Annotated in this window: 20 protein-coding genes; 9 read left to right on the forward strand and 11 right to left on the reverse strand. The window is 69.8% G+C overall.

The features are described from left to right. Positions 1-36 precede the first annotated feature (36 nt). Together FCG67_RS13770 and FCG67_RS13775 are read left to right on the forward strand one after the other, a co-directional pair. Positions 37-1269 carry an arginine deiminase gene (locus tag FCG67_RS13770; RefSeq protein WP_136910341.1) on the forward strand — a complete coding sequence of 411 codons (1233 nt, stop codon included), beginning with the start codon at positions 37-39 and terminating at the stop codon, positions 1267-1269. Positions 1270-1424: 155 nt separating this feature from the next. Then, positions 1425-1883, forward strand: a complete 459-nt coding sequence (locus FCG67_RS13775) for an Rv1352/Rv1906c domain-containing protein (protein WP_136910342.1) — start codon at positions 1425-1427, stop codon at positions 1881-1883. Between the two features lie 69 nt (positions 1884-1952). On the opposite strand, the gene arsC is transcribed toward FCG67_RS13775, so the two are convergent. The 3 genes from arsC to FCG67_RS13790 form a co-directional block, all read right to left on the reverse strand. After that, positions 1953-2297, reverse strand: a complete 345-nt coding sequence (gene arsC / locus FCG67_RS13780; protein ID WP_136910343.1) for an arsenate reductase (glutaredoxin) — start codon at positions 2295-2297, stop codon at positions 1953-1955. Between the two features lie 22 nt (positions 2298-2319). Then, the gene (locus FCG67_RS13785) at positions 2320-3684 is read right to left on the reverse strand and encodes a spinster family MFS transporter (protein WP_097212251.1); all 1365 of its coding nucleotides are present in this window, start codon (positions 3682-3684) and stop codon (positions 2320-2322) included. 77 nt (positions 3685-3761) lie between these two features. After that, positions 3762-4637, reverse strand: a complete 876-nt coding sequence (locus tag FCG67_RS13790) for an SGNH/GDSL hydrolase family protein (RefSeq protein ID WP_136910591.1) — start codon at positions 4635-4637, stop codon at positions 3762-3764. 141 nt (positions 4638-4778) lie between these two features. On the opposite strand from FCG67_RS13790, the gene FCG67_RS13795 reads away from it, so the two are divergent. The 5 genes from FCG67_RS13795 (at position 4779) to FCG67_RS13815 (ending at position 9186) form a co-directional block, all read left to right on the forward strand. Next, positions 4779-6047, forward strand: coding sequence for a PucR family transcriptional regulator (locus FCG67_RS13795; RefSeq protein ID WP_136910344.1), 1269 nt, complete (start codon positions 4779-4781; stop codon positions 6045-6047). Positions 6048-6106: 59 nt separating this feature from the next. Then, a complete protein-coding gene (locus FCG67_RS13800) occupies positions 6107-6535 on the forward strand; it encodes a nuclear transport factor 2 family protein (protein ID WP_136910345.1) in 429 nt (142 codons plus the stop codon). Between the two features lie 28 nt (positions 6536-6563). Further along, positions 6564-6923, forward strand: coding sequence for a GntR family transcriptional regulator (locus tag FCG67_RS13805; protein ID WP_097212254.1), 360 nt, complete (start codon positions 6564-6566; stop codon positions 6921-6923). A gap of 101 nt (positions 6924-7024) precedes the next feature. Then, complete coding sequence (locus tag FCG67_RS13810) at positions 7025-7453, forward strand: DoxX family protein (protein ID WP_136910346.1); 429 nt, start codon at positions 7025-7027, stop codon at positions 7451-7453. Positions 7454-7536: 83 nt separating this feature from the next. Then, a complete protein-coding gene (locus FCG67_RS13815) occupies positions 7537-9186 on the forward strand; it encodes a BCCT family transporter (RefSeq protein WP_136910347.1) in 1650 nt (549 codons plus the stop codon). 48 nt (positions 9187-9234) lie between these two features. Here the strand turns inward: FCG67_RS13815 and FCG67_RS13820 are convergent, their stop codons facing one another. Together FCG67_RS13820 and FCG67_RS13825 are read right to left on the reverse strand one after the other, a co-directional pair. Beyond that, positions 9235-10842 carry a class I adenylate-forming enzyme family protein gene (locus FCG67_RS13820; protein WP_136910348.1) on the reverse strand — a complete coding sequence of 536 codons (1608 nt, stop codon included), beginning with the start codon at positions 10840-10842 and terminating at the stop codon, positions 9235-9237. Between the two features lie 169 nt (positions 10843-11011). Beyond that, positions 11012-12520, reverse strand: coding sequence for a dolichyl-phosphate-mannose--protein mannosyltransferase (locus FCG67_RS13825; protein WP_425467839.1), 1509 nt, complete (start codon positions 12518-12520; stop codon positions 11012-11014). 72 nt (positions 12521-12592) lie between these two features. Here FCG67_RS13825 and rsmI point away from each other — a divergent pair, with 72 nt between their 5' ends. Both rsmI and FCG67_RS13835 read left to right on the forward strand, forming a co-directional pair. Then, positions 12593-13423 (forward strand): 16S rRNA (cytidine(1402)-2'-O)-methyltransferase, encoded by an 831-nt coding sequence (gene rsmI, locus FCG67_RS13830; RefSeq protein ID WP_077042620.1) that lies wholly within the window; start codon positions 12593-12595, stop codon positions 13421-13423. Positions 13424-13804: 381 nt separating this feature from the next. Then, positions 13805-17965: an nSTAND1 domain-containing NTPase gene (locus tag FCG67_RS13835; RefSeq protein WP_136910349.1), complete on the forward strand. Its 4161-nt coding sequence runs from the start codon at positions 13805-13807 to the stop codon at positions 17963-17965. Positions 17966-17971: 6 nt separating this feature from the next. On the opposite strand, the gene FCG67_RS13840 is transcribed toward FCG67_RS13835, so the two are convergent. The 6 genes from FCG67_RS13840 to FCG67_RS13865 form a co-directional block, all read right to left on the reverse strand. After that, positions 17972-19219, reverse strand: a complete 1248-nt coding sequence (locus FCG67_RS13840; protein ID WP_136910350.1) for an aminodeoxychorismate synthase component I — start codon at positions 19217-19219, stop codon at positions 17972-17974. Positions 19220-19333: 114 nt separating this feature from the next. Then, positions 19334-20095: an SDR family NAD(P)-dependent oxidoreductase gene (locus tag FCG67_RS13845; protein WP_136910351.1), complete on the reverse strand. Its 762-nt coding sequence runs from the start codon at positions 20093-20095 to the stop codon at positions 19334-19336. A 487-nt stretch (positions 20096-20582) separates the two neighbouring features. Then, the gene (locus FCG67_RS13855) at positions 20583-21164 is read right to left on the reverse strand and encodes a TetR/AcrR family transcriptional regulator (protein ID WP_136910352.1); all 582 of its coding nucleotides are present in this window, start codon (positions 21162-21164) and stop codon (positions 20583-20585) included. 213 nt (positions 21165-21377) lie between these two features. Continuing rightward, positions 21378-21542 carry a hypothetical protein gene (locus tag FCG67_RS24995; RefSeq protein WP_169310526.1) on the reverse strand — a complete coding sequence of 55 codons (165 nt, stop codon included), beginning with the start codon at positions 21540-21542 and terminating at the stop codon, positions 21378-21380. 167 nt (positions 21543-21709) lie between these two features. Next, positions 21710-22849, reverse strand: coding sequence for an NAD(P)/FAD-dependent oxidoreductase (locus tag FCG67_RS13860; protein WP_136910353.1), 1140 nt, complete (start codon positions 22847-22849; stop codon positions 21710-21712). Beyond that, entirely contained in the window at positions 22846-24012 is a 1167-nt protein-coding gene (locus tag FCG67_RS13865; protein WP_136910354.1) for an FAD-dependent oxidoreductase, read from the reverse strand. The genes FCG67_RS13860 and FCG67_RS13865 overlap by 4 nt, the downstream gene beginning before the upstream one ends. Positions 24013-24014: the final 2 nt, after the last annotated feature.

Genomic DNA, 24014 nt, shown 5'->3' on the forward strand with positions numbered 1-24014 from the left:
CTCGCGGCGCGGCCTGGCGCGCACTACCGTCTAGCCATGGAGCGCAGCGTCGTGGGAAACGAGGGGCCGTCCGTGTTGGGGGCCAACTCCGAGGTGGGCACCCTGCGCACCGTGCTGCTGCACCGCCCGGGCGACGAGCTCAAGCGGCTGACCCCGCGCAACAACGACCAACTGCTGTTCGACGGGTTGCCCTGGGTGGACCGGGCGCAGGAGGAGCACGACGCGTTCGCCGCGCTGCTGCGCTCGCGTGGTGTCGAGGTGCTGCTGTTGTCCGAGGTGCTCACCGAGACCCTGACCGCGAGCGGGGCGGCCCGCATGCAGGGCATCTCGGCGGCTGTCGATCCCCGCCGGCTCGGCCACCCGCTCGCCCAGGAACTCGCCGCGCACCTGCGGACCGTCGAGCCCGCGGCCCTGGCCACCATCCTGACCGCGGGCATGACATTCGACGAGCTCCCGCTCGGGCCGGGCGGCGCATCGCTGGTGCGGCGGATGCACCACGGCGGCGACTTCGTGATCGAGCCGCTGCCGAACCTGCTGTTCACCAGGGACTCGTCTTTCTGGATCGGGGATCGGGTCGCGATCACCGCGCTGGCCCTGCCTGCGCGGGTGCGCGAGGCCTCGCTGACCGACCTGATCTACGCGCACCACCCCCGCTTCCTCGGGGTGCGGCGGGCCTATGAGTCGCATACCGCGCCGGTCGAGGGCGGCGACGTGTTGCTGCTCGCGCCCGGTGTGGTGGCCGTGGGGGTGGGGGAGCGGACCACCCCGGCAGGGGCGGAGGCGTTGGCGCGCAGCGTTTTCGAGGACGGCCTTGCGCACTCGGTGCTGGTGGTCCCGATCGCCCAGTCGCGAGCGTCGATGCACCTGGACACGGTGTGCACGATGGTCGACGTCGACGCCGTGGTGATGTATCCCGCGATTCAGGACAGTCTGTCCGCGTTCACCATTCACCGTGAGGACGTGGGGGTGAGCATTCGCGGCGCCGAACCGTTCCTGAAGGCCGCGGCCGACGCGATGGGCATCGGCAAGCTCCGGGTGATCGACACCGGGCTCGACAACGTCACGGCCGAGCGCGAGCAGTGGGACGACGGCAACAACACCCTCGCCCTGGAGCCGGGGGTGGTCGTCGCCTACGAGCGGAACGTCGTGACGAACTCGCGTCTGGAGGCATCGGGGATCGAGGTGTTGCGCATATCCGGGTCCGAGCTGGGCTCGGGCCGGGGCGGCCCGCGGTGCATGTCCTGCCCGGTGTCGCGCGATCTGCTCTGACCGCCAAAGGTCCGATGCGGCAGGCGAAACCGCCGCCGCCGCCCCGCTGATGTGACTCGCGTCACCAATGAGGGATTCGTCGTGTGATCGCCCCGTTTGTGGCTACCTTCTCGCTTGGACAATTGTCCAACTTGGCCGAAGTGTGGAAGGAAGTTATGCGCAAGCTGGTTTCGATGTCGATCGCCTCCGTGGCGGTTGCGGGAGGCGTTCTCGCGGGCGCGGGCGTCGCCTTTGCGGGCACCCCGGTGATCACCCACGACGGTGGGTTCCAGGTGGGTGCCGCCGGGCTCGCGCCGGGCACCTACGAGTCGACGGGGCCGACCACGCTCGGTGCACCGTGCACCTGGACGCGGCTCTCGCTCACGAACGGGCAGCCGACGGTCGTCGAGTACATGCAGACCAATGACCCGTCGGCGGTCACGCTGAAGGCCACCGACAGCACCTTCGTCACCTACAACTGCGGCGTCTGGACGCCGGAGGAGATCGCGGTGCCCGCGACCCCGGTCGAGCCGGCGCCGGTGGAGACCGTGACCGAGGAGGAAGACGCGTCGGGCTCGCTCGATCTCGGCTCGATGGACCTGGGCTCGGTCGATTTCGGTTCGGTGGGATCGTAGGGATTCCGAATTGAACGCAGCACGGCCCCGTCGGCGCGAGCCGGCGGGGCCGTGTTCGGATCGGCGTGGCTACAGGATCGTGGAGACCCGCTCGGCGGGCCGGGCGAGCACGGTGCCCTTGGCCGTCACCACGATGGGCCGCTCGATGAGGATCGGGTTCTCCACCATGGCCTCGAGCAGTTCGTCCTCGCTCGCCTCGGCAAGGCCGAGTTCCCTGTAGAGCGCTTCCTTCCTGCGGATCGCCTCGCTCGGCTTGAGCCCGGCGTCGTCGAGGAGCTTCCGCAGTCCGTCGCGCGAGGGCGGCGTCTCCAGGTACTTGACGATGGTCGGCTCGATGCCGGCCTCCTCGATCAGCTTTAGAACGGTGCGCGAGGTGCTGCAGCGCTGGTTGTGGTAGATAGTCGCGTCGGCCATGACGTCATTGTCCCGGAACCGTTCACCGGCTTTCCAGTGACCGGCGCATCCGGGTGGAGTCGGCGGCGATGGTGCGGGTGGCCAGGTAGATGAACACGGCCGTGAGGACCAACATCAGCGGGATCAGGTACATCGCCGAGTTCAGCCCCTGGCCCGAATACTGTGCCAGCGTGCCGGTGCCCGCCGCGTCGAGGGCCCGCTGAGCGAACCAGTCGGAGATGGCGCCGACCACGACGGGGCCCGAGAATCCGCCGAGCAGGTACATGGCCGCGAAGAACAGTGCGGTCGCGGTGGCGCGCAGTCGCGGGACCACCACGTCGTGGATCGCGGGGTAGACGCTGATGTAGAAGCCATAGGCGAGCAGCCAGCCGGCGGCGAAGAGCGCGGTGAAGGCCACGACGCTCCCGCCGTTCTGCATCAGCGCGAGGGCGGTCAGCGGCGCGGCCACCGCGCAGCTGACGACGCCGATGGTGAGCCGCGCGTTCGGTGACGTGGTCGCCGCGCGGTCCGCGAGTCGCGCGCCCGCCAGCAGGCCGATCAGCCCGGTCAAGCCGACGATGATCCCGGTGACCGCGGCGGCAGGAGTCAGCTTCAGTTCGTACTGGCGCATCAGCAGCGGAACCACGAACGAGTTCACCGCGTACGCGGCGAAGTTGAAGGTCAAGCCGGCGAGGATCAGCCAGCGCAGGGTCGGGATCGACAGCAGTCGGCGGATCGGTCGGGTGATCGCGGCGTCGTCCGTGAGCACGGCGCCTGCAGCGGTGTGCTCCGAGCCGCCGCGTTCGGGGTCGCGCATCCGGAACATGACAAGGGCGAGCAGCACACCGGGCACGGCCGCGACGAAGAACGGCGCCCGCCAGGATCCGAAGGCCTCCGTGATCTTGCCGACGGTGAAGTACGCAAGCATGAGTCCGACCGGGAGTCCGAGCATGAAGACGCCGAGCGCCCGTGAGCGGCGCTCCGCCGGATACATGTCGCCGATCATCGAATTCGCGGCCGGGGTGAAGCTGGCCTCGCCGACGCCGACGCCGAGCCGGGCCAGGATGAAGAGCATGTAGTTGCCCGCGGCGCCGGTCGCCGCGGTCAGTCCGCTCCACAGCAGCAGCCCGGCGCCGATGATCTTCGGCCGGTTGCCGCGGTCCGCGAGTCGGCCGAGCGGCAGTCCCGCCACCGCGTACACCAACGTGAACGCCGACATGATGAGCCCGAGTTGCAGGTCGCTGAGCGAGAATTCGGCCTTGATGGGTTCGGCGACCACCGACGGGATCGCGCGGTCGAAGAAGTTGACCAGATTCGCAAGGAACAGGGCGATCAGCGCCCCGCTGACGACCTTGGTCGTGGCGGCAGGCAGCGCCGATGGCGCAACCGTTGGTTCGTGCACGGACATGGGGCCTCGCTAGTTCGGTGAGGGTGGGGACGGAAAGTGCACTGCCGCAGGCGGTGCGGTGGGATGGGGTGCGGCGCTCAGCGCAGCTCGCCGGCGACATGTGCGCCGATCGCCTGCATGCCGAGCACCGTCGGGTGCAGCGGCACCGCGGGCTCTGCCGGGACCAGGCCCGCATAGTGGGCCTGGGTGGGGCCCGCGCAGATGTCGTGGCCGGAGGTGGCCTGCCTGATGTCGATGAATCGGACGTCGCGCCGGGCCGCCTCGGCCGCCATCGCCTCGTTCGCGTCCGCCATCACGCTCTGCAGGTAGTCGGCATCCTGCGGCCAGATCGGCTGCTGCGCAGGGCATCCGCCCGGTCGGAGGTAGGTTCCGTACCCGACCACCGCGATCTCGGCGTGGGGTGCGCGTTCGCGGACCTTGTCGAGCATCGCCCCCCAGGCCGGGGCCCAGTCGCGGATCAGGTCCCGCTGCTGGTTGCGCCCACCCGCGGTGAACTTGTCGCGGCAGGACGTGCCGGTCGGTTGCGGCAGCGGGTTGGTGCAGCTGAGGGCAGTGCTGAAGAGGTTGAAGTCGTTCGCTCCGATGGTGACCGTGACGAGGTCGGTGTCGGGGCTCAGTGCATCGAGCTGCGGGGGCACGGCCCCGGCGAACGTGCCCTGCCGCGTGTCGGTGATGTGCGCCGTCCTGGCGGACGAGCAGGTGACGTCGGTGAGGGTGGCGCCGAGGGCCGCGGCGACCACCGCGGGGTAGTTGTCCCGCGACCGCAGGCATCCGGGTGCGCTCATGTCCTGGTCGGGGAGCAGCGGCCCGGCGGCCGCGGAGTCGCCGAGCGCGACATAGTCGATCGCGCCGGGTTGCAGCGGCGAGGCGCCGGCGTTGCCCGCGGCGGCAGCCGCCAGCAGGCACAGTGTGGCGGCGGCCGTGGCTCCCGACCGGGTGGCGCGGCGGATCATGTTGGTCACCGAGACTCCTTCTCTCATAGCCCGCCCCCATGCGATGCGCCCTTTGTGCATCTGAGAGTGGCGTGGATTACATATTGATCGGAAAACTCCTGGTCGTGGTTGTAGATTGCGATCAACTATTCGGAGGTTTTTGTGTCTGGAATCAAAACCGACCCGGACGGTCCCATCGAGATCGGCGGTCGGTCGCTGGCGGACCAGCTGGCCCAGCGGACGCACGCGCTGGTCGCCGAGACGGTGCACGCGGTGCGGACCGAGGTGCCCTTCTATCGGTCGCTGCCCGAGGAAGCCATCCGCATCGACGTCACCGCCATCGTGCGCCGGAATCTGGAACTGTTCATCGCGATGCTGAGGACCGCGGGTGAGCCGACCCAGGGGGAGGTGGCGGAGCTGCGTGAATCCGCCGGCCGCCGGGCGGAGGAGCTGGTACCCCTCGCCGAGGTCCTGCACGCGTACCACCTCGGGATCAAGCACTGGTGGGCGGCGATCTCGGAGCTGGCCACCGACGGGGACGGCCCGGCCCTGGCCCGGGCAGGGCGGCAGCTACACACCTACCTGCTGGCCGCTACGTCCGCGGTGGTGGCCGGATACGGGTCGGACCATGCTCATGCGGGGGAGGACGACGCCGCCCGGCGCGCCCTGCTGATGGCGTTGTCCGCGGGAACCGACCCGGCCGGGACCGCGGATCGGGTCGGTCTGACGCTCGCCCGGCTCTACTGGATCGTCGCGATCCACGTCGATCCGCACCCCGACGAATCCGCGGCGGAGGTGGACACCGCGGTGGCCGAGCGGCGCAAGGTGCGGCGGCTGCAGCGGGAACTCGACAGTGTCGGCCGGGACAAGGCGCTGTGCGCGGTGACCGGCAGCGGCGGGACGGCGCTGATCCCGATCGTCGATTCCGAACCCGCCGAGGACAACTGGGAGGACAGCGCCCAGTATGCGCAGCTGCGGCGCAATCTGCTCGATCTCGAACGGGCGATCGGCGCCCCGGTCGTCGTCGCGGTGTCCGCCGCGGCGCCGTCCCGGGTGCCCGGCGCGTTGGAGGAGGCCCGCGAGGTGCTCGAGGTGGCGCGCTGTCACGGGCACCGGAGCGGGCTCTTCCGGCTGCGGGACGTCCCGGTCGAGTATCAGCTGACCAGGCCGAGCGCAGCGCACGCGGTGCTGGCGAATCTGTTGTCCCCGTTGGATACCCATGAGCCGATCCTGCGTACCCTCGAGGCCTTCGTGGACGCGGGCTACGACCGTGGGGCCGCGGCCGTTGCCCTGCACGTCCATCCGAACACGGTGCTCTACCGGCTTCGCAAGCTCGCGACGCTGACTGGGCTGGACGTGTCGTCGCCGCGGGATCTGGTCCGCGTCACCGCGGCGCTCGCGGCGAGGCGCTCGCGCTCTGTACGGACCTGAACGGCAGTCGTTGTCGCATTCGGCGGCGCGACCGGCCGTCGGTGCGTTTGTATGTCGGCATGGACCTGCAGACGATCTCCGACCGCATCGAGATACAGGATCTGTTCACCCGCTATGCGCACGCGGTGGACAGCAAGGACTGGGATCTCTATCGCACCGTGTTCACCCCGGACGCGCACATCGACTACTCCACCGCGGGCGGGCCGGTCGGTGACGTGGAGTTCGTCGTGGCGCAGCTGGCGACGATGCTCGACCTGTTCGCGCAGACGCAGCATTTCGTCTCGAACATCGACGTGGAACTCGACGGTGACCGGGCCCGGGTCCGGGCCATGTTCTTCAATCCGATGATCGTCAAGAAGGACAGGCAGTTCTTCTGCGGCGGCTGGTACAACCACGAGCTCGTTCGCACGCCCGAGGGCTGGCGCAGCCGCAGCCTGGTCGAGGAGTCGGCGTGGTTCGACGGTGTGGCGGAGGCGTTCGCGGACTGACCGCGGCGTCGCGGGGTTAGCGTTGATCATGCGCATCGACATCGACCCACACTCGTCCACGGCGCCGTACGAGCAGCTGCGGCTGCAGATCCTCGATCGCGTCCGGCGCGGCGAGCTGATCGCGGGCACCAAGCTGCCGACGGTGCGGGCCCTCGCCGAGGAACTGGGGCTGGCCGCGAACACCGTGGCCCGGGCGTACCGAGAGCTCGAACAGCTCGGGGCGATCGAGACGAGGGGGCGGCTGGGGTCCTTCGTGGCCGCGGTCGGAGACGCCTCGATGGCCGCCGCGCAGCGCGCCGCCACCGACTACGTCGCCACCGTCCGCGGACTCGGCCTCGGCGACGAGACCGCCGAGCGGTTGTTCAAGGCGGCGCTGCGGGGAGCCTGAGCGGGCCCCGGCAACCGGCGGAATGGTTGACGCTTCAACCATGGTGTGTCAGGGTTGGTGGTGTTCCCGTCCGTCGCGCCGCAACCGAAAAGGACTCCATCATGAAATCCGCCGCATTCCGCGACCTCGCCATCCTGATCGCCCGGGTCGGCATCGGCGTCATCTTCGTCGCCCACGGCTGGCAGAAGTTCTTCACCATGGGAATCGACAAGACGCAGGTCGCGTTCGAGGGCATGGGCGCGCCCATGCCGGACCTCTCCGCGATCGTGGCCGCGACCATCGAGCTGGTGGGTGGCTTCGCCCTCATCGCGGGGGTCGCCACGCCGATCGCCGGGATCCTGTTGTTCCTCAACATGGTCGGGGCGTTCGCCATCGTGCATTACGACAAGGGCATCTTCGTCGGCGAAGGCGGATACGAGCTGGTGCTGTCGCTCGGCGTGGGATCGTTGCTGCTCGCCGCGACCGGCGCCGGACGGTTCAGCATCGACGGGATCCTCGGCCGCAAATCGTCGGCACGGTCGAAGGCGTAGCGGGACGGAGCCGCTCGGGTAGGTCGCCGTTCCACGCCTGTCGCGCTTGCTTTTGCCGGAGCGGGCAAGCAACGTAGGAGCACATGGCGTCGAATTCCGATCTATCCGAGCAGGATTCCGACCGCACCGACGACGAGATCATCGGTCATGTCCTGAAGCGCACGACCGGTGTCCGGACCGACCATGTGGTATTCGGGGTCACGGCCGCGATCGTCGCCGCGATCGTGGTCTGGGGCCTGGTCGGTCCGGACAGCCTCGACTCCGTCACTGGCACCGTGCTCGATTGGCTGGTCACCAACCTGGGCTGGCTGTTCATTCTCGCCGCCACCGGATTCGTGTTGTTCGCCCTGTGGCTGGCGCTGAGCAAGTACGGCCGGATCCCGCTCGGGAAGGACGGCGAGAAGCCGGAGTTCAACACCGTCAGCTGGATCGCCATGATGTTCAGCGCGGGAATGGGCATCGGGCTCATGTACTTCGGTGTCGCCGAACCGCTCGCACATTTCGTGAACCCGCCGCCGGGGACCGACGGGGGCGTCGGCACCGCGATGGCGACCACGATGTTCCACTGGAGCCTGCATCCGTGGTCCACCTACGCGGTGGTGGGCTTGGCGCTCGCCTACGGCACCTACCGACGTGGCCGCAAGCAGCTCTTCAGCTCCGCGTTCGTCGCGCTGCTCGGGCGCCGCGCGGAGGGTCCGATCGGCAAGGTCATCGACATCCTGGCCATCTTCGCGACCATGTTCGGAACCGCCGCGTCCCTCGGGTTGGGCGCGCTGCAGATCGGCTCGGGCTTCGAGGTCGCGGGCTGGTTGGACGAGGCGGGCACGCTGCTGCTGGTCGCCATCGTCGCCGTGTTGACGCTGGTGTTCGTCGCCTCCGCGGTCTCGGGGGTGGCCAAGGGCATCCAGTGGTTGTCGAACATCAACATGGTGCTGGCGCTGGTCCTCGCGCTGTTCGTGTTCGTGCTCGGGCCGACGGTGCTGATCCTCAACCTGATCCCCACCGCCCTCGGCGCCTACGCCGCCGAGATCGCGGAGATGTCCGCCCGTACAGCGGCATCGAGCAATCCGGAGACCGCCGAGTGGCTGTCCTCGTGGACGATCTTCTACTGGGCGTGGTGGATCTCGTGGACCCCGTTCGTCGGCATGTTCCTGGCCCGCATCAGCCGCGGCCGCACCATCCGTGAGTTCGTGATCGGCGTGATCCTGGTCCCGAGTCTGGTCAGCCTGTTCTGGTTCTCGGTGTTCGGCGGCGCGGCCATCGGCGAGCAGCGCAGCGGCATCGACCTGGCTGGGCGCGGTAGCTCCGAATCTCAGCTCTTCGGCATGCTGGACAATCTCCCGTTGGCAGGCATCTCGACCGTCCTGGTGATGCTCCTGGTCTCGATCTTCTTCGTCTCCGGCGCGGACGCCGCGTCGATGGTGATGGGGACACTGTCGCAGCGCGGCACCCTCGATCCCAGCCGCTGGGTCGTGATCTTCTGGGGTCTGGCCACCGGCGGGGTCGCGGCGTTGCTGCTGTGGACGGGCGGCGAGGACGCGCTGCACGGTCTGCAGACGATGACGATCATCGCGGCGGCGCCGTTCGTCCTGGTGATGATCGGCCTGTGCGTCTCGCTCTACCGGGACCTGTGTCACGATCCGATGATCCTGGAGGCGAAGCAGGAGCGGCGGCGGACGCCGCGCCCCCGACGCGGGCCCAGTAGGTCGGTCGGTAACGGTTCCTCGGCCTGATGGGACGGAAACCCGTGAGCAGCAAGGGTTTCCGTCCCATCGGGGTGCTCAGCGGCTCAAGCCGGCCCTGAGTTCGTGCTTGCGGGCCTTGCCGGTCGCCGTCTTGGGCAGCTCGTCGACGACGATCACTCGCTTGGGCACCTGGAAACCCGCCAGGTGCTGTTTGGCGTGGGCGATCACCTGGGCTTCGAGTTCGCCGGGTGCGACGGTGGCGTCGGCGGCGACGACCACCGCGCACACCGCCTCGCCCCAGCGTTCGTCCGGCAGACCGACGACGGAGCACTCCTGGACCCCCGGCGCCGCCGAGACGACGCGCTCGACATCCACGGACGAGACGTTCTCGCCACCGCTCTTGATGATGTCCTTGAGCCGATCGGTGAACCAGACGACCCCGTCCTCGTCGAGATGGCCGACGTCGCCGCTGTGGAACCAACCGTGCGCGAAGGCCGCCCGATTGGCGTCGGCGTTGTTCCAGTAGCCGCTGCTGACATGCGGTCCCCGGTAGACGATCTCGCCGCTCTCGCCCGCCGGCAGCAGCGTGCCGTCGTTGTCCATGATCTGCACCTCGACGGTCGGGACCGGCGGGCCCCAGGAGTTCGCCTTGGTGTGGCGGTGCTCCGGCCACTGCAGCACGGTCGCGGGCACCACCTCGGTCTGACCGGACCCGAGGATCACCGCCGCGTTCGGGAACGCCTCGTCGACCTGATCCAGGAGTGCGTCGGGCATGGGAGCCATCGCATAGATGCACAGCTTGACCGAGGAGAGGTCCCGCGCCGCGGCGGCCTGCGTGCCCACCAGCGCGCGGTACATGATCGGCAGGAACATCACGTGGGTCGCCCGGTGCGCCTCGATGGCATCGAGCACCGCGCCCGGGTCGAACGGTCCGGGCAGCACCACCGTGCCGCCGATCATCAGGGTCGGCAGGACCAGCGTGTTCAGGCCCGTGGTGTGGAACATCGGTAGCACGTTGACCAGGGTTGCGTGCTCGCCACCCCAGGACGCGCCCTGCATCAACGCGTTGGTCAGACCCGCAACGAAGACCGCGGTGTGGGTGACCAGAACGCCCTTGGGGCGAGAGGTGGTGCCGGAGGTGTACAGGCACTGCACAACGTCGCGGTCCTCGACGAGCACCTCGAGTGGACCGGTCGCCTCGCGGAGCGCGAGGTCCTTCCAGTGGCGGGTCGGCACCCCGCCGGTCGACTCGGCCGGCTCGGCACCGACGAGGATCACGGACTTCACCTCGGTCAGCCCGGGCAGGATCTTCTCGAGCAGCGGGGCGAAGACGGCATCGGCGACGACGGTGGTGGTGCCGGAGTCGTTCAGGATCCACGCGATGTCCTCGGGCGCGAGCACGACGTTCACCGGCATCGCCACCAGGCCCGCCTTGGCGCAGGCGAAGTAGGTCGCGACGAACTGCCACGAATTGCCCATCAGCATCGCGACCGGCTGCTGGTGGGACAGGCCCGACTCGAGGAACGAGCGTCCGACAGCTTCCGCGGCGGCGTCGAGTTCGCGGTAGGTGACCGAACGGCCGCGGTCCGCGATTGCGGTGCGGGAGCCAAACATTCGGGCCGACCGGGTGAGGGCGTCGCCCAGCGAGGTGCGGGTGGCCAGATTGACCTCGAGCGCGGTCAGACCGGACAGATCGGGTTGCATACGTGGCCTCCACTGGACGTCGAAAGGACGCGCCACCCGAACGGCTGGGCGCCCACGAGGTTGGTGACTGGGGTCACATCGGGCCCCTTGGGAGGCGACTGTAGGCGCGAACGAAAAAACAATCAAGCATGCTTGATTGAATTGGCGCGGGGCGGCCCGAAGTCCGGGGTCAGCGCCAGCTCGGCAGCCACAGCTGCTGCTGCCAGGCCTCCGGCGTGATCGGGATCGCGGTGAGGATCGGCCAGAGCCAGATGAAGTTCGCGATCACGAGGCCGAGGTAGAGGCAGACCGCGAGCAGGCCGGTGCCACGTCGTTCCGCGGAGGCTCGGGCCCGGCCGATGATCTCGCCGAGCGCCAGCGCCAGGCCCATCACGAGGAACGGGGCAAGGGCGACGGCGTAGAAGAAGTACATCTGCCGGTCCATGGTGACGAACCACGGCAGCAGTCCGGCGCCGTAGCCGGTGAGCACGGCCGCGTAGCGCCAGTCCTTCGACACCACCGTGCGCCACAGCGCCCAACCGAGCATCGGCAGCGCCAGCCACCAGATTGCCGGGGTGCCGATCAGCATCACCGCCTTGACGCAGCTCGATGCCCCGCACCCGGAGATCTGCTCGCCGTCGGCGAAGTAGTACAGCATCGGGCGGAGCCCCATCGGCCACGACCACGGCTTCGACTCCCACGGGTGATGGTTGCCCGCGGAATTGGTGAGCCCGGAATGGAATTCGAGCACGTTTCCGCTGTAGTACCAGAGCGAACGCAGCGCGTCCGGGACGAACCCGAAGTGCCCGCCGATGCCCACCTTGGTGCCGACGGCATTCCGGTCGACGCCGGTCTCCGAGGCGAACCACGACCAGTAGCTCGCCAGGTACACCAGCAGCGGGATCACCACCAGCGCGTAGAGCGCGGGCCCCACGTCGCGCAGCCCGGCGCCGATCCACGGTCGGCGGACGCCGTAGGCGCGCCGGGCGGCAACGTCGAACGCGACGCTCAGGAGACCGAAGAAGACGATGAAGTACACGCCCGACCATTTGGTGCCGCACGCCAGCCCGAGCAGCACGCCCGCGCCGAATCGCCACCAGCGCACGCCGAGGCGCGGACCGTAGGGGGAGTCGTGGATCCGGCCCTCGACCCACACCAGGGCCATCCGTTCGCGTACCTGGTCCCGGTCGACCACGAGGCAACCGAACGCCGCGACCACGAACACGGCCATGAAGATGTCCAGCATCCCGATCCGCGAGGACACGAACGTGACGCCGTCGGCGATGATCAGCAGCCCGGCGATCGCCCCGACGAGGGTGGAGCGGGCCATTCGGCGGACGATCCGCACCACGAGCAGCACCAGGATGGTGCCCGCGACCGCGGACGCGAACCGCCAGCCCCAGCCGTTGTAGCCGAAGATCGCCTCGCCGACGGCGATCAACTGCTTGCCGATCGGCGGGTGCACCACGAGGCCGTAGCCGGGGTTGTCCTCGAGCCAGCCGCCGGTGAGCACCTGCCAGCCCTGGGGCGCATAGTGCTTCTCGTCGAACACCGGGGTGCCCGCGTCGGTGGGGTAGCCGAGCATGACGAAGCGGGTGATCGCCGCAAGAGTGGTGAGGAAGATGGTGACCGCCCAGCCGCGCATCCGGTCGGTGGGGCCGGGATCGAGGGCGGGCGCCGTCGGCGCCGGGCTGACGATCAAGGTGTCGACTGCGGGCGTCGCGCGCTCGTCGGTCAACTGGGTCACGTGCTCGATCGTAGGCTGTGGGACATGAACGGTCGTCTTGTCCTAGCCGCGACACCGATGGGTGAGGTCCGTGACGCCTCCGAACGCCTCAAGGAGGCCCTCGCCACCGCGGACGTCGTCGCGGCGGAGGACACCCGCCGCACCAAGCATCTGGCGTCCGCGCTCGGGGTGGTGATCACCGGCAAGGTGGTCAGTTTCTACGACCAGGTGGAGACGACCCGGCTGCCGGCGTTGGTCGCCGATGTCTCCGAGGGCAAGACGGTGCTGCTGGTGACCGACGCGGGGATGCCATCGGTCAGCGATCCCGGCTACCGATTGGTGGCGGCGTGTGTCGAGAAGGACCTGCCGGTGACCTGCCTGCCGGGTCCGTCGGCCGTGACGACCGCTCTTGCGCTGTCCGGGCTGCCGGTCGAGCGCTTCTGCTTCGACGGGTTCCCGCCGCGCAAGCAGGGGCAGCGCCGAACCTGGCTGGAGTCGCTTCGCACCGAGCAGCGGGCGTGCGTGTTCTTCGAGGCGCCGCACCGGCTGGCCGCGTGCCTCGCCGACGCGGTCGAGGTGCTCGGCGGGGACCGTCGCGCGGCGGTGTGCCGGGAGCTGACCAAGACCTACGAAGAGGTGCGCCGCGGCACCCTGGCCGAACTGGCCGAGTGGGCGATCGAGGGGGCACGCGGGGAGATCACCGTCGTGCTTGAGGCCGCGCGACTGGTCGCCGCGGAACCCGAGGATCTGGTCGGGGAGGTGGAGCGGCTCGTGGAGGGCGGGGCGCGGCTCAAGGACGCGTGCGCGATGGTCGCGACCGCCGGGGTGTCCAAGCGTGAGGTCTACGAGGCGGTGCTGGCGGCCCGACAGGACTGAGCGGGTCCGGCAGCGCCGGAGCGTCAGTTGGGCGGCGCGCCCATCAACATGATGAGGCCGACCGCGGCGGCGAGGACGAGTGCTGCGGCGAGAGTAGGTGGAACCGTGGACGCGATCTTGGCGGCGATTCTGCTCATGGTCACTCCGTCGTGTGTGGTCGGCCACGTGCACACCGGCGGGAACAACCCCCCCTCGGGCTGAACAGTTCCCGCCGGTGTGGCGCGGTGATGCAGGGCCCCCCGTGCGTCGAGATCAACTCTGGCCGGTGGCTGGGACCCAACCAAACCTCCCGTCCCGGTATCCGGGTATCGTCCCAGTTCGCAGTGGGTGAGGAACTTTTCCGCAGCGGAATTTCCACGGCAGGAACTGGGGTGATCGACGATGTCCGGTGGCGATTCGGCCGATGCGGTGGATGGTGCCTCGGGCAGCGACCCGGACGCACAGGCGCGGAGCCCGCGGAGCGACCCGGAGGTGCAGGCGCGGAGCCCGCGGAGCGACCCGGAGGTGCAGGCGCGGAGCCCGCGGAGCGACCCGGGCGTGCAAGCGCGCCTGCATTTCGCGGATCAGTTGCGCCTGCTGTTCGCGACGGCAGGCGGGCCTGCCCTGAAGAAGGTCGTCTCGGAGGCGTCGGCGGTCGGCCGAACAATCGGCACGGACCGACAGATCTCGGTCCAGCGACTGAGCGACTGGCGTTCGGGCAAGCGGGTCCCCGCGACGTTCGACTCGGTCCGCCCGGTGCTGGTGGTCCTCATCCGCGCGGCGCAGGCGCTGCACGGCACCCAGCCGCCGGTCGCCGGCTTGTACTCGATGAAGCAATGGCTGGCGTGGTGGTCGAGTGCCCGCGACGCGAACGCCACGCGCGGCGGCGGCGAGCAGGCCGATCAGGTGGCGCCTGCTCCGGTGACCGGGGTTCGTCCGTATCGGGGACTCGAGCCGTACCGGGCCGAGGACGCGCGGCTGTTCTTCGGCCGCGGCGCCAGCCTGCCCGGCCTGGTCGAGACGGTCACCTCCGCGCATGGTCACGGACTGGTGATCGTGACCGGTGCCTCGGGAGTGGGGAAGTCCTCGTTGGTCCAGGCCGGTCTCGTCGCGGAACTGGCGGGCCCGGGATCCGACGCCGGTGACAGGCCGGTGGTGCTCACGCCGGGACCACGTCCGTTGCAGTCGCTGGGCGAGGCGCTCCCGGAGTTGCGGGAGGCGGCCTCGGATCCTCGGCCGGAGGTCGCGCGCCGCGCGGTCCGCGCGGTCGCCGCTCGTCTGGAGTCGAACCCGCTGTTGATCGTCGTGGACCAGATCGAGGAGCTGTTCACCCAATGTGACGATCCCGAGGAGCGCGACCGCTTCCTCACCCTCCTCGATCTCGCGGCCACGACGGTCGGTGCGGAGGAGACGCCCGATGCCGCGCCCGTCGTCGTCGCGACGATGCGCTCGGACTTCTACGAGCAGGCGTTGTCCCAGCCGGTGCTCGCCCGCGCGCTCGAACGCCACAGCAAGGTCCTCGCGCCGCTGACGCGGGAGGACATGGTGGAGGTGATCACCCAGCCCGCCCGGATGATCGGTCTCAAACTCGAGGCGGGGCTGGTCGACCTCATCCTGCACGATCTCGGGGTGCTCACCTCGGACGAGGGCGCGGGCACCGTCCTGCCGCTGCTCTCACATCTGCTCGACACGATGTGGGAGCGCAGGCGCGGGGGAGTGCTCACCGTGGCGAGCTATCGGGCCACCGGCGGTGTGCGTGGGTCGGTCGCCGCGACGGCCGAGCGCACCTGGGCGGCGTTGGACGAGCGGGGCAAGGTGCTCGCCAGGGCGATGCTGGTGCACCTGGTGTACGTCACGGACACCGGCACCGACGTGAAGATCCGGCGCACGCTTCCTCAGTTGCTGGCCTTCGCCGGCGAGGACACGGCCACCGGCAGGCAGGTGGTGGACCAGTTCATCGCGGCCCGGGTCCTGGTCGCGGACACGGAGAGCGTGGAGCTCATCCACGACGCCGTGATCGACGCCTGGCCGCGGCTGAAACAGTGGATCCAGGAGGACCGCCGATATACCGCGCTGCGCCAGCAGATCGAGGCGGACGCCGCGAACTGGGAACAGGCGGACCGCAACAGCAGTCTGCTCTATCAGCGCGGCCGCCTCGACATGGTCGCCGAGCACGATGCGTCGAGGGTCGCCGTCGAGGGGCTTGGCGCGACGAAGGTGGCCGCCTCCCTGACCCCGACGGCCTCGGAGTTCCTCGCCACCTCGACAGGGAACGTGCGCCGGGACACCTGGATCCAGCGGGCCGTGATGGCGGCGCTGGTGGTGTCCACGGTGATCGCGTTGGTCGCGGTGTCGATGGCATGGACGGCGAAGCAGCGCGCCGAATCGGAGCGCTCGGCCGCTCAGTTCCGCCAGTTGATCGCGCTGACGGATTCGTTGCGGGACTCCGACCCGACGACCTCCGCGCGGCTGGCGATCGAGGCCTGGCAGATGAAGCCGGGAAACGACGCCGCGTACTCGCGCCTGATCGCGACCGAATCGACCCCGGTGGGGCGCGTCCTGACCGGCCATCAGGGCCCGGTCTACGGGGTGGCGGTCTCGCACGACGGCTCGACGATCGCTTCGGCCAGCGACGACCGCACCGTTCGACTGTGGGACCTCACCGACCGCACCGACCCACGACCGATCGGCGCCCCTCTCGGCGGGGCCGAGAAGTACATGGCGTCGGTGTCCTTCAGCCCGGACGGCAGGATCCTGGCCGCGGGCAGCGGCGACGGCCTCGTGTTCATCTGGGACATCACCGACAGGTCCGCGCCGCGGCCGCTGCTCGACGGGACCAAGGTGGGGACCCGGGCGGTCCACAACCTCCGGTTCAGCCCGGACGGGCGGATCCTGGCTGTGCCGAACGACGACGGCACCGTGACGATGTTCGACACCTCTGATCCGTTCTCGGGTCACTTCGGGTCAACGGTGCTGCCCGCGCATCAGGGCGCGGTCCGGACGGTGTCGTTCCGCGGGGACTCGGCGGTGCTGGCGACCGCGAGCGATGACCGCAGCATCCGGCTGTGGGACATCGCCGGGGTGGGCGCGGGGTTCCCTCCCGTCCCGCTGCCGTCGGTGCTGACCGGGTTCGGCGACGTGGTGCACTCGGTGGCGTTCGCGCCCGACGGGCGGACCCTCGCCGCCAGCAGCGATGACGGGGTCATCCGGGTGTTCGACACCACCGACGTGCGGGCGGTCGGCGAGATCGGGGCCCCGATCCAGGCCCACACCGGTGGGGTGTGGACGATCGCCTTCGCGCCGGACGGCGCGACGCTGGCGAGCGCCTCGTGGGATGGCACGGTGAAGACGTGGTCCCTCGACCCCGCCTCGCGGAGCCTGCGCGAGCTGCGGCCGGCGTTGACCGGCAACGGCGGTGGAGTCCCCGCGCTCGCCCTGGTGCCCGACGGCTCCGCCATCGTGACCGGGGGACAGGACTCGACGGTCCGGGTGTGGACGCTGCCGTCGACGGCGATCCACGTCTCGGGGTCGGGGCTCACCCAGCCCGCGCCGAGCCGTGACGGATCATTGGTGGCGACCGGTGGATACGACTCGGTGATCCGGCTGTGGCGGGTCGACGGGGATCGACGGTTGTCCCTGGCGAGTGCACTCGCCCTGCCGCGCCCGCTCGGCGGAGCCCATGTGGTGGCGCTGGCTCCGGACGGCGGCACGATGGCGACCGCACCGACCTCCGGCGGTCAGGTGCAGCTCTGGGACGTGCACGACCCGGCCCACCCGCGTGCTCTCGGCGGACCGATCCTGACGCAGACGAGATTCACCTGGGAGTTGGCCTTCAGTCCGGACGGGTCGACGCTCGCCATCGGTGCCGACGACGTCAGCGTCCGGCTGTGGAACCTGGCGGATCCGGAACGGCCGGTGCCGTGGGGTGAACCGCTCGGCGGTCCGACCAATCTCGTTCGCACGGTGGCCTTCAGCCCGGATGGGCGCAACCTGGTGGCGGCAGACGCGGACGGCGGGATGCACGCCTGGGACGTGCGGGACGCGGCGAGCCCGCGCGAGGTCGCGGTTCCGGACGGTGGTCAGGCGGACGGGATCAACTCGATCTCGTTCAGCCCGGACGGGACGATGCTGGCGACCGGGGGGGACGAGCAGTCGATCGTGCTGTGGGACCGGGCCGCCGACGGATCGCTCACCATGAGGGGTTCGCCGCTGCGCGGACACACCGGCACCGTGTACTCGGTGTCGTTCGACCCCGATGGCCGTCACGTGATCAGCGGCAGCGACGACGGCACTGTGCGGCTGTGGGACGTCGCCGACGCGGGCTCGATGCGCAACGTCGGTGGGCCGCTCACCACCGCCGGCACCGGTCGATGGCAGGTGGCCTTCCTGCCCGGCAGCCACGCCGCCCTCTCCGGGGACGGTGAGGGCGTGCTGCGGATCTGGGAGCTGGACGCGCCGTCGATCATCCGCCGGATCTGCTCGTCGACGGCGCCCCTGACGGCGGACCGCGCTGCGGATTTCGAGCTGTCCGGCTCGGGCGAGCAGGCCTGCGCACAGGCGTGAGGACGACTATCCGAGCGACATGATGCTCGACGCCTTGTCGAGGCACTCCTGCCATTCGGCGTCCGGGTCGGAGTCGATGGTGATGCCGCCGCCAACCCCGAGCACCGTGTTTCCGTCCGGGTCGAACTCGACGGTGCGGATCGCCACGTTCAGTTCGGTCCCGGCGAGCGGGGACGCGAATCCGACTGCGCCGCAGTACACCCCGCGATGGTCCGGCTCCCATCGGGAGAGGAGTTGGCGGGCGCGGTGTTTCGGGCAGCCGGTGACCGAGGCGGGCGGAAAGGAGGCCTCGAGCAGGGCCGCGGTGGTGGTGCCGGGCGCGGCGGTCGCGGCGACGGTGGAGACCAGGTGCCAGACCCCAGGGGCGGGGTAGACACCGAGCAGATCGGTGACCGTGACCGATCCCGGCACCGCGACCCGGCCGAGGTCGTTGCGCACCAGGTCGACGATCATCACGTTCTCCGCGACGTCCTTGACGGAGGCACGCAGGCGATCCGGATCGTCGGCGATCGGCAGCGTGCCCTTGATCGGGCTCGAGCGGAGTGAGTCCCCGTGGCGGGAGAGGAACAGTTCGGGGGAGAGCGATGCCACCGCGCCCCACTCGCCCTGCACGAAGGCGGCGCGGGCGGGCCGGGTCGCGGCCACGGCGTCGGCGAAGAAGTGCAGCGGGTCGCCGTCCGCACGGCCACGGAACTGGGTGCACACGCAGGCCTGATACACCTCGCCCTGCCGGATTGCCTGGAGGCACTGCAGCACGCCGTTGCGGTGCGCCTCCCGGTCGGGGGCGGTCCACTCGATCCGCCAGGGCTGCGCCGGGGCGGCGGGCGCGGTGACCGCGTCCGACCATGCCGCGGGGCAGGGGTCGTCGGTCAGGCTCTCGTACCACCAGCAGCCGTCGGGGTCCTGCCGCAACACCGAGTCCGTCCAGCCGCCTGCCGCGGCGGGCAGTGCGGCGGCGGCCCCGCTGGCCGGGGTGTCCGGGTAGGCGAGGTAGCCGATCCAGCCGCCGCCGATCAATGGGCCGTCGTCCCCGCGCGGTCCCGTATCCCCGACGGTTTCTCGGTCCGAGAGGTCGAAGGTGCCGGCCGGGTCGACGGGGGTGGTGTGCACGGTCGGGGCCAGCACCGCCCGGGATCCGAACCAGTCGCCGATCAGCGCCGCGGGCGCGGGTGCGCCGCGGTCTACGGCCAGGCTCGCGAGGGCGCGCAACACGTCGGCCGGGTCGCCGCCGTCACCAATCCGCTCGATCCGCACCCGACAAGCGTGACACGGCCCCACCCGCACACCCGAATCGTGCGGGTCGACATACCTTCGTCGCGGTCGAAAAGGTGCGGGGGTCCGAACCTCAGCCGGCGGTCGAGGGTCTCCTCAGGCTGAGACGCCGCCGTCGATCACCAGATCGGCGCCGACCACGGAGCCGGCGTCGGTCGACGCGAGGTACAGGGCTGCGGCCGCGACCTCGCCGGTGGCGGTCATCCGTCCGAGCGGAGACTGCTGCCGGATGCGAACTTCGCGCTCAGCCTCCGTCTCGCCCGGTCGTAGCGACATCGTCGTGTCGGAGGCGCCCGGGCTGACCGCATTGATCCGGATGCCGTCCCCGATGTGGTCGAGTGCGGCGGCCCGGGTGAGGGCGGAGACGGCGGCCTTGGACACGATGTACCCAGCGACACCCGGGATTCGGTGGTGTGCACCGAGATTGGAGGCGATGTTGACGATCGCGCCGCCTCCGCTCGTGCGCATGTGCCTGATCTCGGCCTGCATGGCGAGCAGGACACCGGTGACGTTGACGTCGAGAAGATTCCGAAAGTCTTCCTCGGGCAGGTCGGCGACCGACTGTCCGCCGCGGAAGATACCCGCGTTGTTGACGGCGACGTCGAGGCCGCCGAAGCGGTCGACGCTGCCCCGCACCAGGGCGTCCATCGAATCGGATCGGGTGACGTCGGCAGTGATTGCGGCGGCGGTGCCGCCCTGCTCACAGATCAACGCGACGGTGTCCGCGAGGGGAGCGGCGGTGCGGCCCGCGGCGACCACGGCAGCGCCCTCCCCGGCGAAGGCGAGGGCGATGGCGCGGCCGAGGCCGGAACCGGCTCCGGTCACGAGGACGGTCTTACCGGCGAAACGTGCGGTCATGGTTGGAGCTCCTCTGGGTTGTCAGCTGGGTTGACTACAGGGTGTTCGGGCAGTGGGTGCGGAGGTGCAGGAGGGCGGCAGGGTGAACGCCGCTGCTGTGGCGGCAGCGACGAGGCGTCGCTGCCGAGGGTGAGCAGGAGGGCGAACACGACGGCGCGTGGCGCCCGCAGGCAGGAGCAGCAGGCCGGGAACCAGGCCGAACCAGGACGCCAGCCCCGCGGTGAGCATGCGGTGTCCGCCATGCCGGTCCGCCAACCGGCCACTGAACAGCAGCAGACCGGCGAAGGTCAGCAAGTATCCGGCGCTGAGCAAGATCAGGTCGGCCAGGACGGTGCCTAGGAGGGGGAAGGCCGGGCGCGGTGGCCTTTGCCTGCGCCTGGGCCGGTGCCAATTGCGGCTTCGTAGCTGTCATGATTCCCGGCCTTTATGAACTGATCGTTCCATTATGTGGACATGCGAAGGGGCAGGCTTCTGCTCGGATGATCGGTCAGTCCAGCAGGGTCAGTGCCTCCTCGGCCGCGGTGTGCACTCGCGCGTGATCGCTCGAGGCCTTGCCGACCACCCGCATGCCTTGCATCAGTACGAGCAGCAGGCGGGCCAGTCCGCGCGGATCGCGGTTGGCGGGCAGTTCACCCTGGGCCTGAGCCCGGACGAGGGCGGAGTAGAGCAGGGTCTCGATATGCTCCCAGCTCACCTCGACCCGACGGGCAGCGTCGGTGTCGTGTGGGCCTAGTTCGGCTGCCGTGTTGGTGATGAAACAGCCGTTCAGGCGCTGGTTGGAGGAGGCCTCGTCGGCGAAGCGACGCACCACCGCGCGGACGGCGGGCAGGGCTGGGCCAGGCTGTGAGAGTTCGCTGAACAGTCGCGGGTCGCGGGTTTCTCCATACCGGTCCATCGCCTTCAGGTAGAGGTCGTGCTTGTTCCCGAAGGTGGCGTAGAGGCTGGCTCGGCCGATGCCGAGGTGCTCGACGAGGTCGGTCATGGACGTGGCCTCGTAGCCGTGACGCCAGAACAACTCCAGTGCCGACTGGAGTGCGACATCGGGGTCGAACGCTTTTGTCCTCGCCATGGCTCGGACGGTACCGTTTATTGGAATGATTGGTCAAGTATGGACGGTGGTGGTGTCAGCGGGTGTCGCCGCCGCGCACCCTAGGCACGGAAAACTCGATTTCGCCGGGGAACTTTCTGCCCCTTCATCGCAACTCACTCATGGAGCACAAGATTCACGCATGGCCATGTTCAATCTGATTGAGGCCGGAGTCGCCCTCGCGGCGAGCGCGGCCTAGGCCGTCGCCAGCTGCATCGGCTTTGCCGCGAGCCTGCGTCGACGCCGGCCGAGGCGGCTGGGCTTGCTCATCGGCCTGGTCGCCTGGATGAGCAGCGAGGTGATCAGCATCTCGACCTGTTCGAGATCGACAGGGGCGTCGACCATTGTGGCAGTGGCCATTCGCGAAATACACAGGGTCCAAACATGATTGGCATGGCCGATCGAGGGTGAGCAGCAGGGCCTTCTGCTTGGCGTGCGGGTTGTCGAGATGGACTCGCCTGCTGTGTACGGTGACGCCGAGGCCGGGCTCCCCACCCGCACACCCGAATCGAGCCTTCACCGGGCCGTCAGTGTGGGCCGCGACGCCACCGGTACGGCCCGCGAGTCGCCTGCTTCGTCATCCAGCGCACCGTCGTGAGGCAGACCTGCTCCTTCACGAGCGCTCCCACGCGGCCGGTGATCGCGGGCCAGGCGGGGGAGTCGTCCGCGTGGGTCGGTTGGAAGGCTCCGCGCCGCCGGCCGAGACTGATGCACTGGCCAACGAATCCGAGCGAGAGCTGCGTCGGTTCGGCGCCGCCGAGACGGGCGAGGACGGTGTCGGCGGCGTGCGCGCCCATCGGGAGGGCGGTCTGACAGCTCATCCGGAGGTGGCCGAGTTCGTCCGCGGGTCCGGCGACCGCGTCACCGGCGCCGACGATCGCTGGTGCACTCCGGCTGGTCAACGTCGCGTCGACCAGCAGTCGGCCGTCGGCATCGACCTCGAGTCCACTCCTGCGCGCCAGGTCGGGCACCGCGAAGGCGGTCGCGAGCACCGTGCAGTCGCTCCGCAGGGTCCGCCCATCCGCGAGAGTGACCTTGCCCTCGGCGATTTCGGCCACCCGATCCCCGTCGATCACCTCGACGCCGAGCGTGGCCAGCGTATCGAGGATCTTGCGTCGCGTCCGTGGCGGCAGTGCCTGCGCCACAGGGGAGTCGGACACCAGGGTCACGGCGAGTTCGGGATCGTTCTCGGCGAACTCGGCCGCGGCCTCGATGCCGGTCAGTCCGCCTCCGATCACGGTGACGGCGAGCGGTCGAGGGAGAGCCCGCAATCGGAGCCGGAGCAGGTGGGCCTGTTCGAACTCGGACAGGGAGAAGGCGTGTTCGGAAGCCCCCGGGATGTGGTCGCGTCGGTCGGTGCTGCCGACCGCGTAGATCAGGTGGTCATAGGCCAGGAGTTCGCCATCGCTCAACACGATCGAGCCGTTCCGCGCGTCGATCCGCTCGACGGTCCCCACGCGCAGCTCCACCCCGGGGTGGAGTATCTGCTCGAATGAGACTGTGGCGTCGGAGCTTCCGGTGGCGAGCTGATGAAGCCGGATGCGTTCGACGAACACGGGCCGGGGATTGACGACGATCACCCGTGTGTCCTCGCTCCGTGATTTCATCCGGTTCGCCGCCATCACCCCGGCGTATCCCGCTCCCACGACCACCACACTTGCGCTCATCGGCGCACCCCCTTCGAGAGTTTCAGTTCGGCGGCCACGGAGGTGGCCGCGCGTAGCGCGCTGTTGATCGCGATCTCCCCGCGCATCCCGGGGGCGGCGACCATGTCCCCGACGAGATACACCCCCGAGCCCCGGTCGATCGCGGGGCGGTCGCGCCAGGTCTGGCCGGGCAGGTCGATGGCGCCGGTCCTGCCCTTCGCCGTGGCGGTCCGCTGCCAGGTGACCCGGTCCCGCCAGCCCGGAACCGTGAGGTCGGTGAACCTGTGTAGACGGGTGCGCGCCTTGTCGATCGACTCGCCCGTGCGCACCGGCATATCGATCTGGAACAGGGACTCGCCCGGCGGCGTGACGGAGCGGTCCTGCATCGAGTAGCAGTCGTGGAAGCCGCCCTCGTCGAGGTCGGCGGCGGTGAACAGGTCGCGCCGTCCCTCGTGGACGGCGAGGTCGAGCATCACGCAGTGCCCGCTCTGCCAGCTCAGCGCCGAGTCCCCGAGGAGGGTTCGCGCGGAGGACAGTTCGGTCGCGACGATCGTTGGTGTGGCGGGGATCGTGTCCACTCGGGAGCCCAGCTCGATCCGGACCCCGAGGTCGCGTGCGTGGACCGCCATCCGGTCGGTGACCGCCTGCCAGCCGCCTGCCACGTAGCGCACGCCGGGCACCCTCTGCCCGTAGATCCGTTGAAACAGATCCCACACGAACGCGGCCGAGAGCCTCCCGGTGTCCGCGTCGTAGGTGGCGACGCCGACGGAGTTCGCCATCGCGGTCGCGGCGTCGTGCCCGAAACGCTGTGCGGCCCATGAATGGAAGTCCGTGTCGATGGGTGCGGTGGCCCAGGGCGTGAGCTGGGCGCGCAGCATTCCCCTCGGCGGCCGCCTGCGAAATCTGCCGCGCGACCGGAAGCCGAGCAGTCCGATGCTGCGGATCGGGGGCAGGCACAGGCCATCGACGAATCCGCGTCGCTTGAGCCACTGCCAGTGCGGGCCGTCCGCGTAGAACACGTGAGCGCCCTCGTGGGCGACGTACGGGCCGGCCGTGGCGCGAGCCCGGCCGCCGAGCGTGGCGTGTGCCTCGTGCAGGGTGACGCGGGCGCCCGCCTCCGCGCAGGCGATAGCCGCGGTGAGTCCGGCCAGGCCGCCGCCGATCACAGAAACCGAATCTGTCATGA

Source organism: Rhodococcus oryzae (assembly GCF_005049235.1).
GTDB lineage: Bacteria > Actinomycetota > Actinomycetes > Mycobacteriales > Mycobacteriaceae > Rhodococcus_G > Rhodococcus_G oryzae.

Coding starts and splice junctions, on each gene's coding strand:
- FCG67_RS13770 (WP_136910341.1), top strand. CDS start 37: ATGGAGCGCAGCGTCGTGGGAAACGAGGGGCCGTCCGTGTTGGGGGCC.
- FCG67_RS13800 (WP_136910345.1), top strand. CDS start 6,107: ATGGACCTGCAGACGATCTCCGACCGCATCGAGATACAGGATCTGTTC.
- FCG67_RS13785 (WP_097212251.1), bottom strand. CDS start 3,684: ATGTCCGTGCACGAACCAACGGTTGCGCCATCGGCGCTGCCTGCCGCC.
- FCG67_RS13860 (WP_136910353.1), bottom strand. CDS start 22,849: ATGAGCGCAAGTGTGGTGGTCGTGGGAGCGGGATACGCCGGGGTGATG.
- FCG67_RS24995 (WP_169310526.1), bottom strand. CDS start 21,542: ATGGCCACTGCCACAATGGTCGACGCCCCTGTCGATCTCGAACAGGTC.
- FCG67_RS13835 (WP_136910349.1), top strand. CDS start 13,805: ATGTCCGGTGGCGATTCGGCCGATGCGGTGGATGGTGCCTCGGGCAGC.
- FCG67_RS13810 (WP_136910346.1), top strand. CDS start 7,025: ATGAAATCCGCCGCATTCCGCGACCTCGCCATCCTGATCGCCCGGGTC.
- FCG67_RS13790 (WP_136910591.1), bottom strand. CDS start 4,637: ATGATCCGCCGCGCCACCCGGTCGGGAGCCACGGCCGCCGCCACACTG.
- FCG67_RS13820 (WP_136910348.1), bottom strand. CDS start 10,842: ATGCAACCCGATCTGTCCGGTCTGACCGCGCTCGAGGTCAATCTGGCC.
- FCG67_RS13855 (WP_136910352.1), bottom strand. CDS start 21,164: ATGGCGAGGACAAAAGCGTTCGACCCCGATGTCGCACTCCAGTCGGCA.
- FCG67_RS13775 (WP_136910342.1), top strand. CDS start 1,425: ATGCGCAAGCTGGTTTCGATGTCGATCGCCTCCGTGGCGGTTGCGGGA.
- FCG67_RS13865 (WP_136910354.1), bottom strand. CDS start 24,012: ATGACAGATTCGGTTTCTGTGATCGGCGGCGGCCTGGCCGGACTCACC.
- FCG67_RS13845 (WP_136910351.1), bottom strand. CDS start 20,095: ATGACCGCACGTTTCGCCGGTAAGACCGTCCTCGTGACCGGAGCCGGT.
- rsmI (WP_077042620.1), top strand. CDS start 12,593: ATGAACGGTCGTCTTGTCCTAGCCGCGACACCGATGGGTGAGGTCCGT.
- FCG67_RS13805 (WP_097212254.1), top strand. CDS start 6,564: ATGCGCATCGACATCGACCCACACTCGTCCACGGCGCCGTACGAGCAG.
- arsC (WP_136910343.1), bottom strand. CDS start 2,297: ATGGCCGACGCGACTATCTACCACAACCAGCGCTGCAGCACCTCGCGC.
- FCG67_RS13815 (WP_136910347.1), top strand. CDS start 7,537: ATGGCGTCGAATTCCGATCTATCCGAGCAGGATTCCGACCGCACCGAC.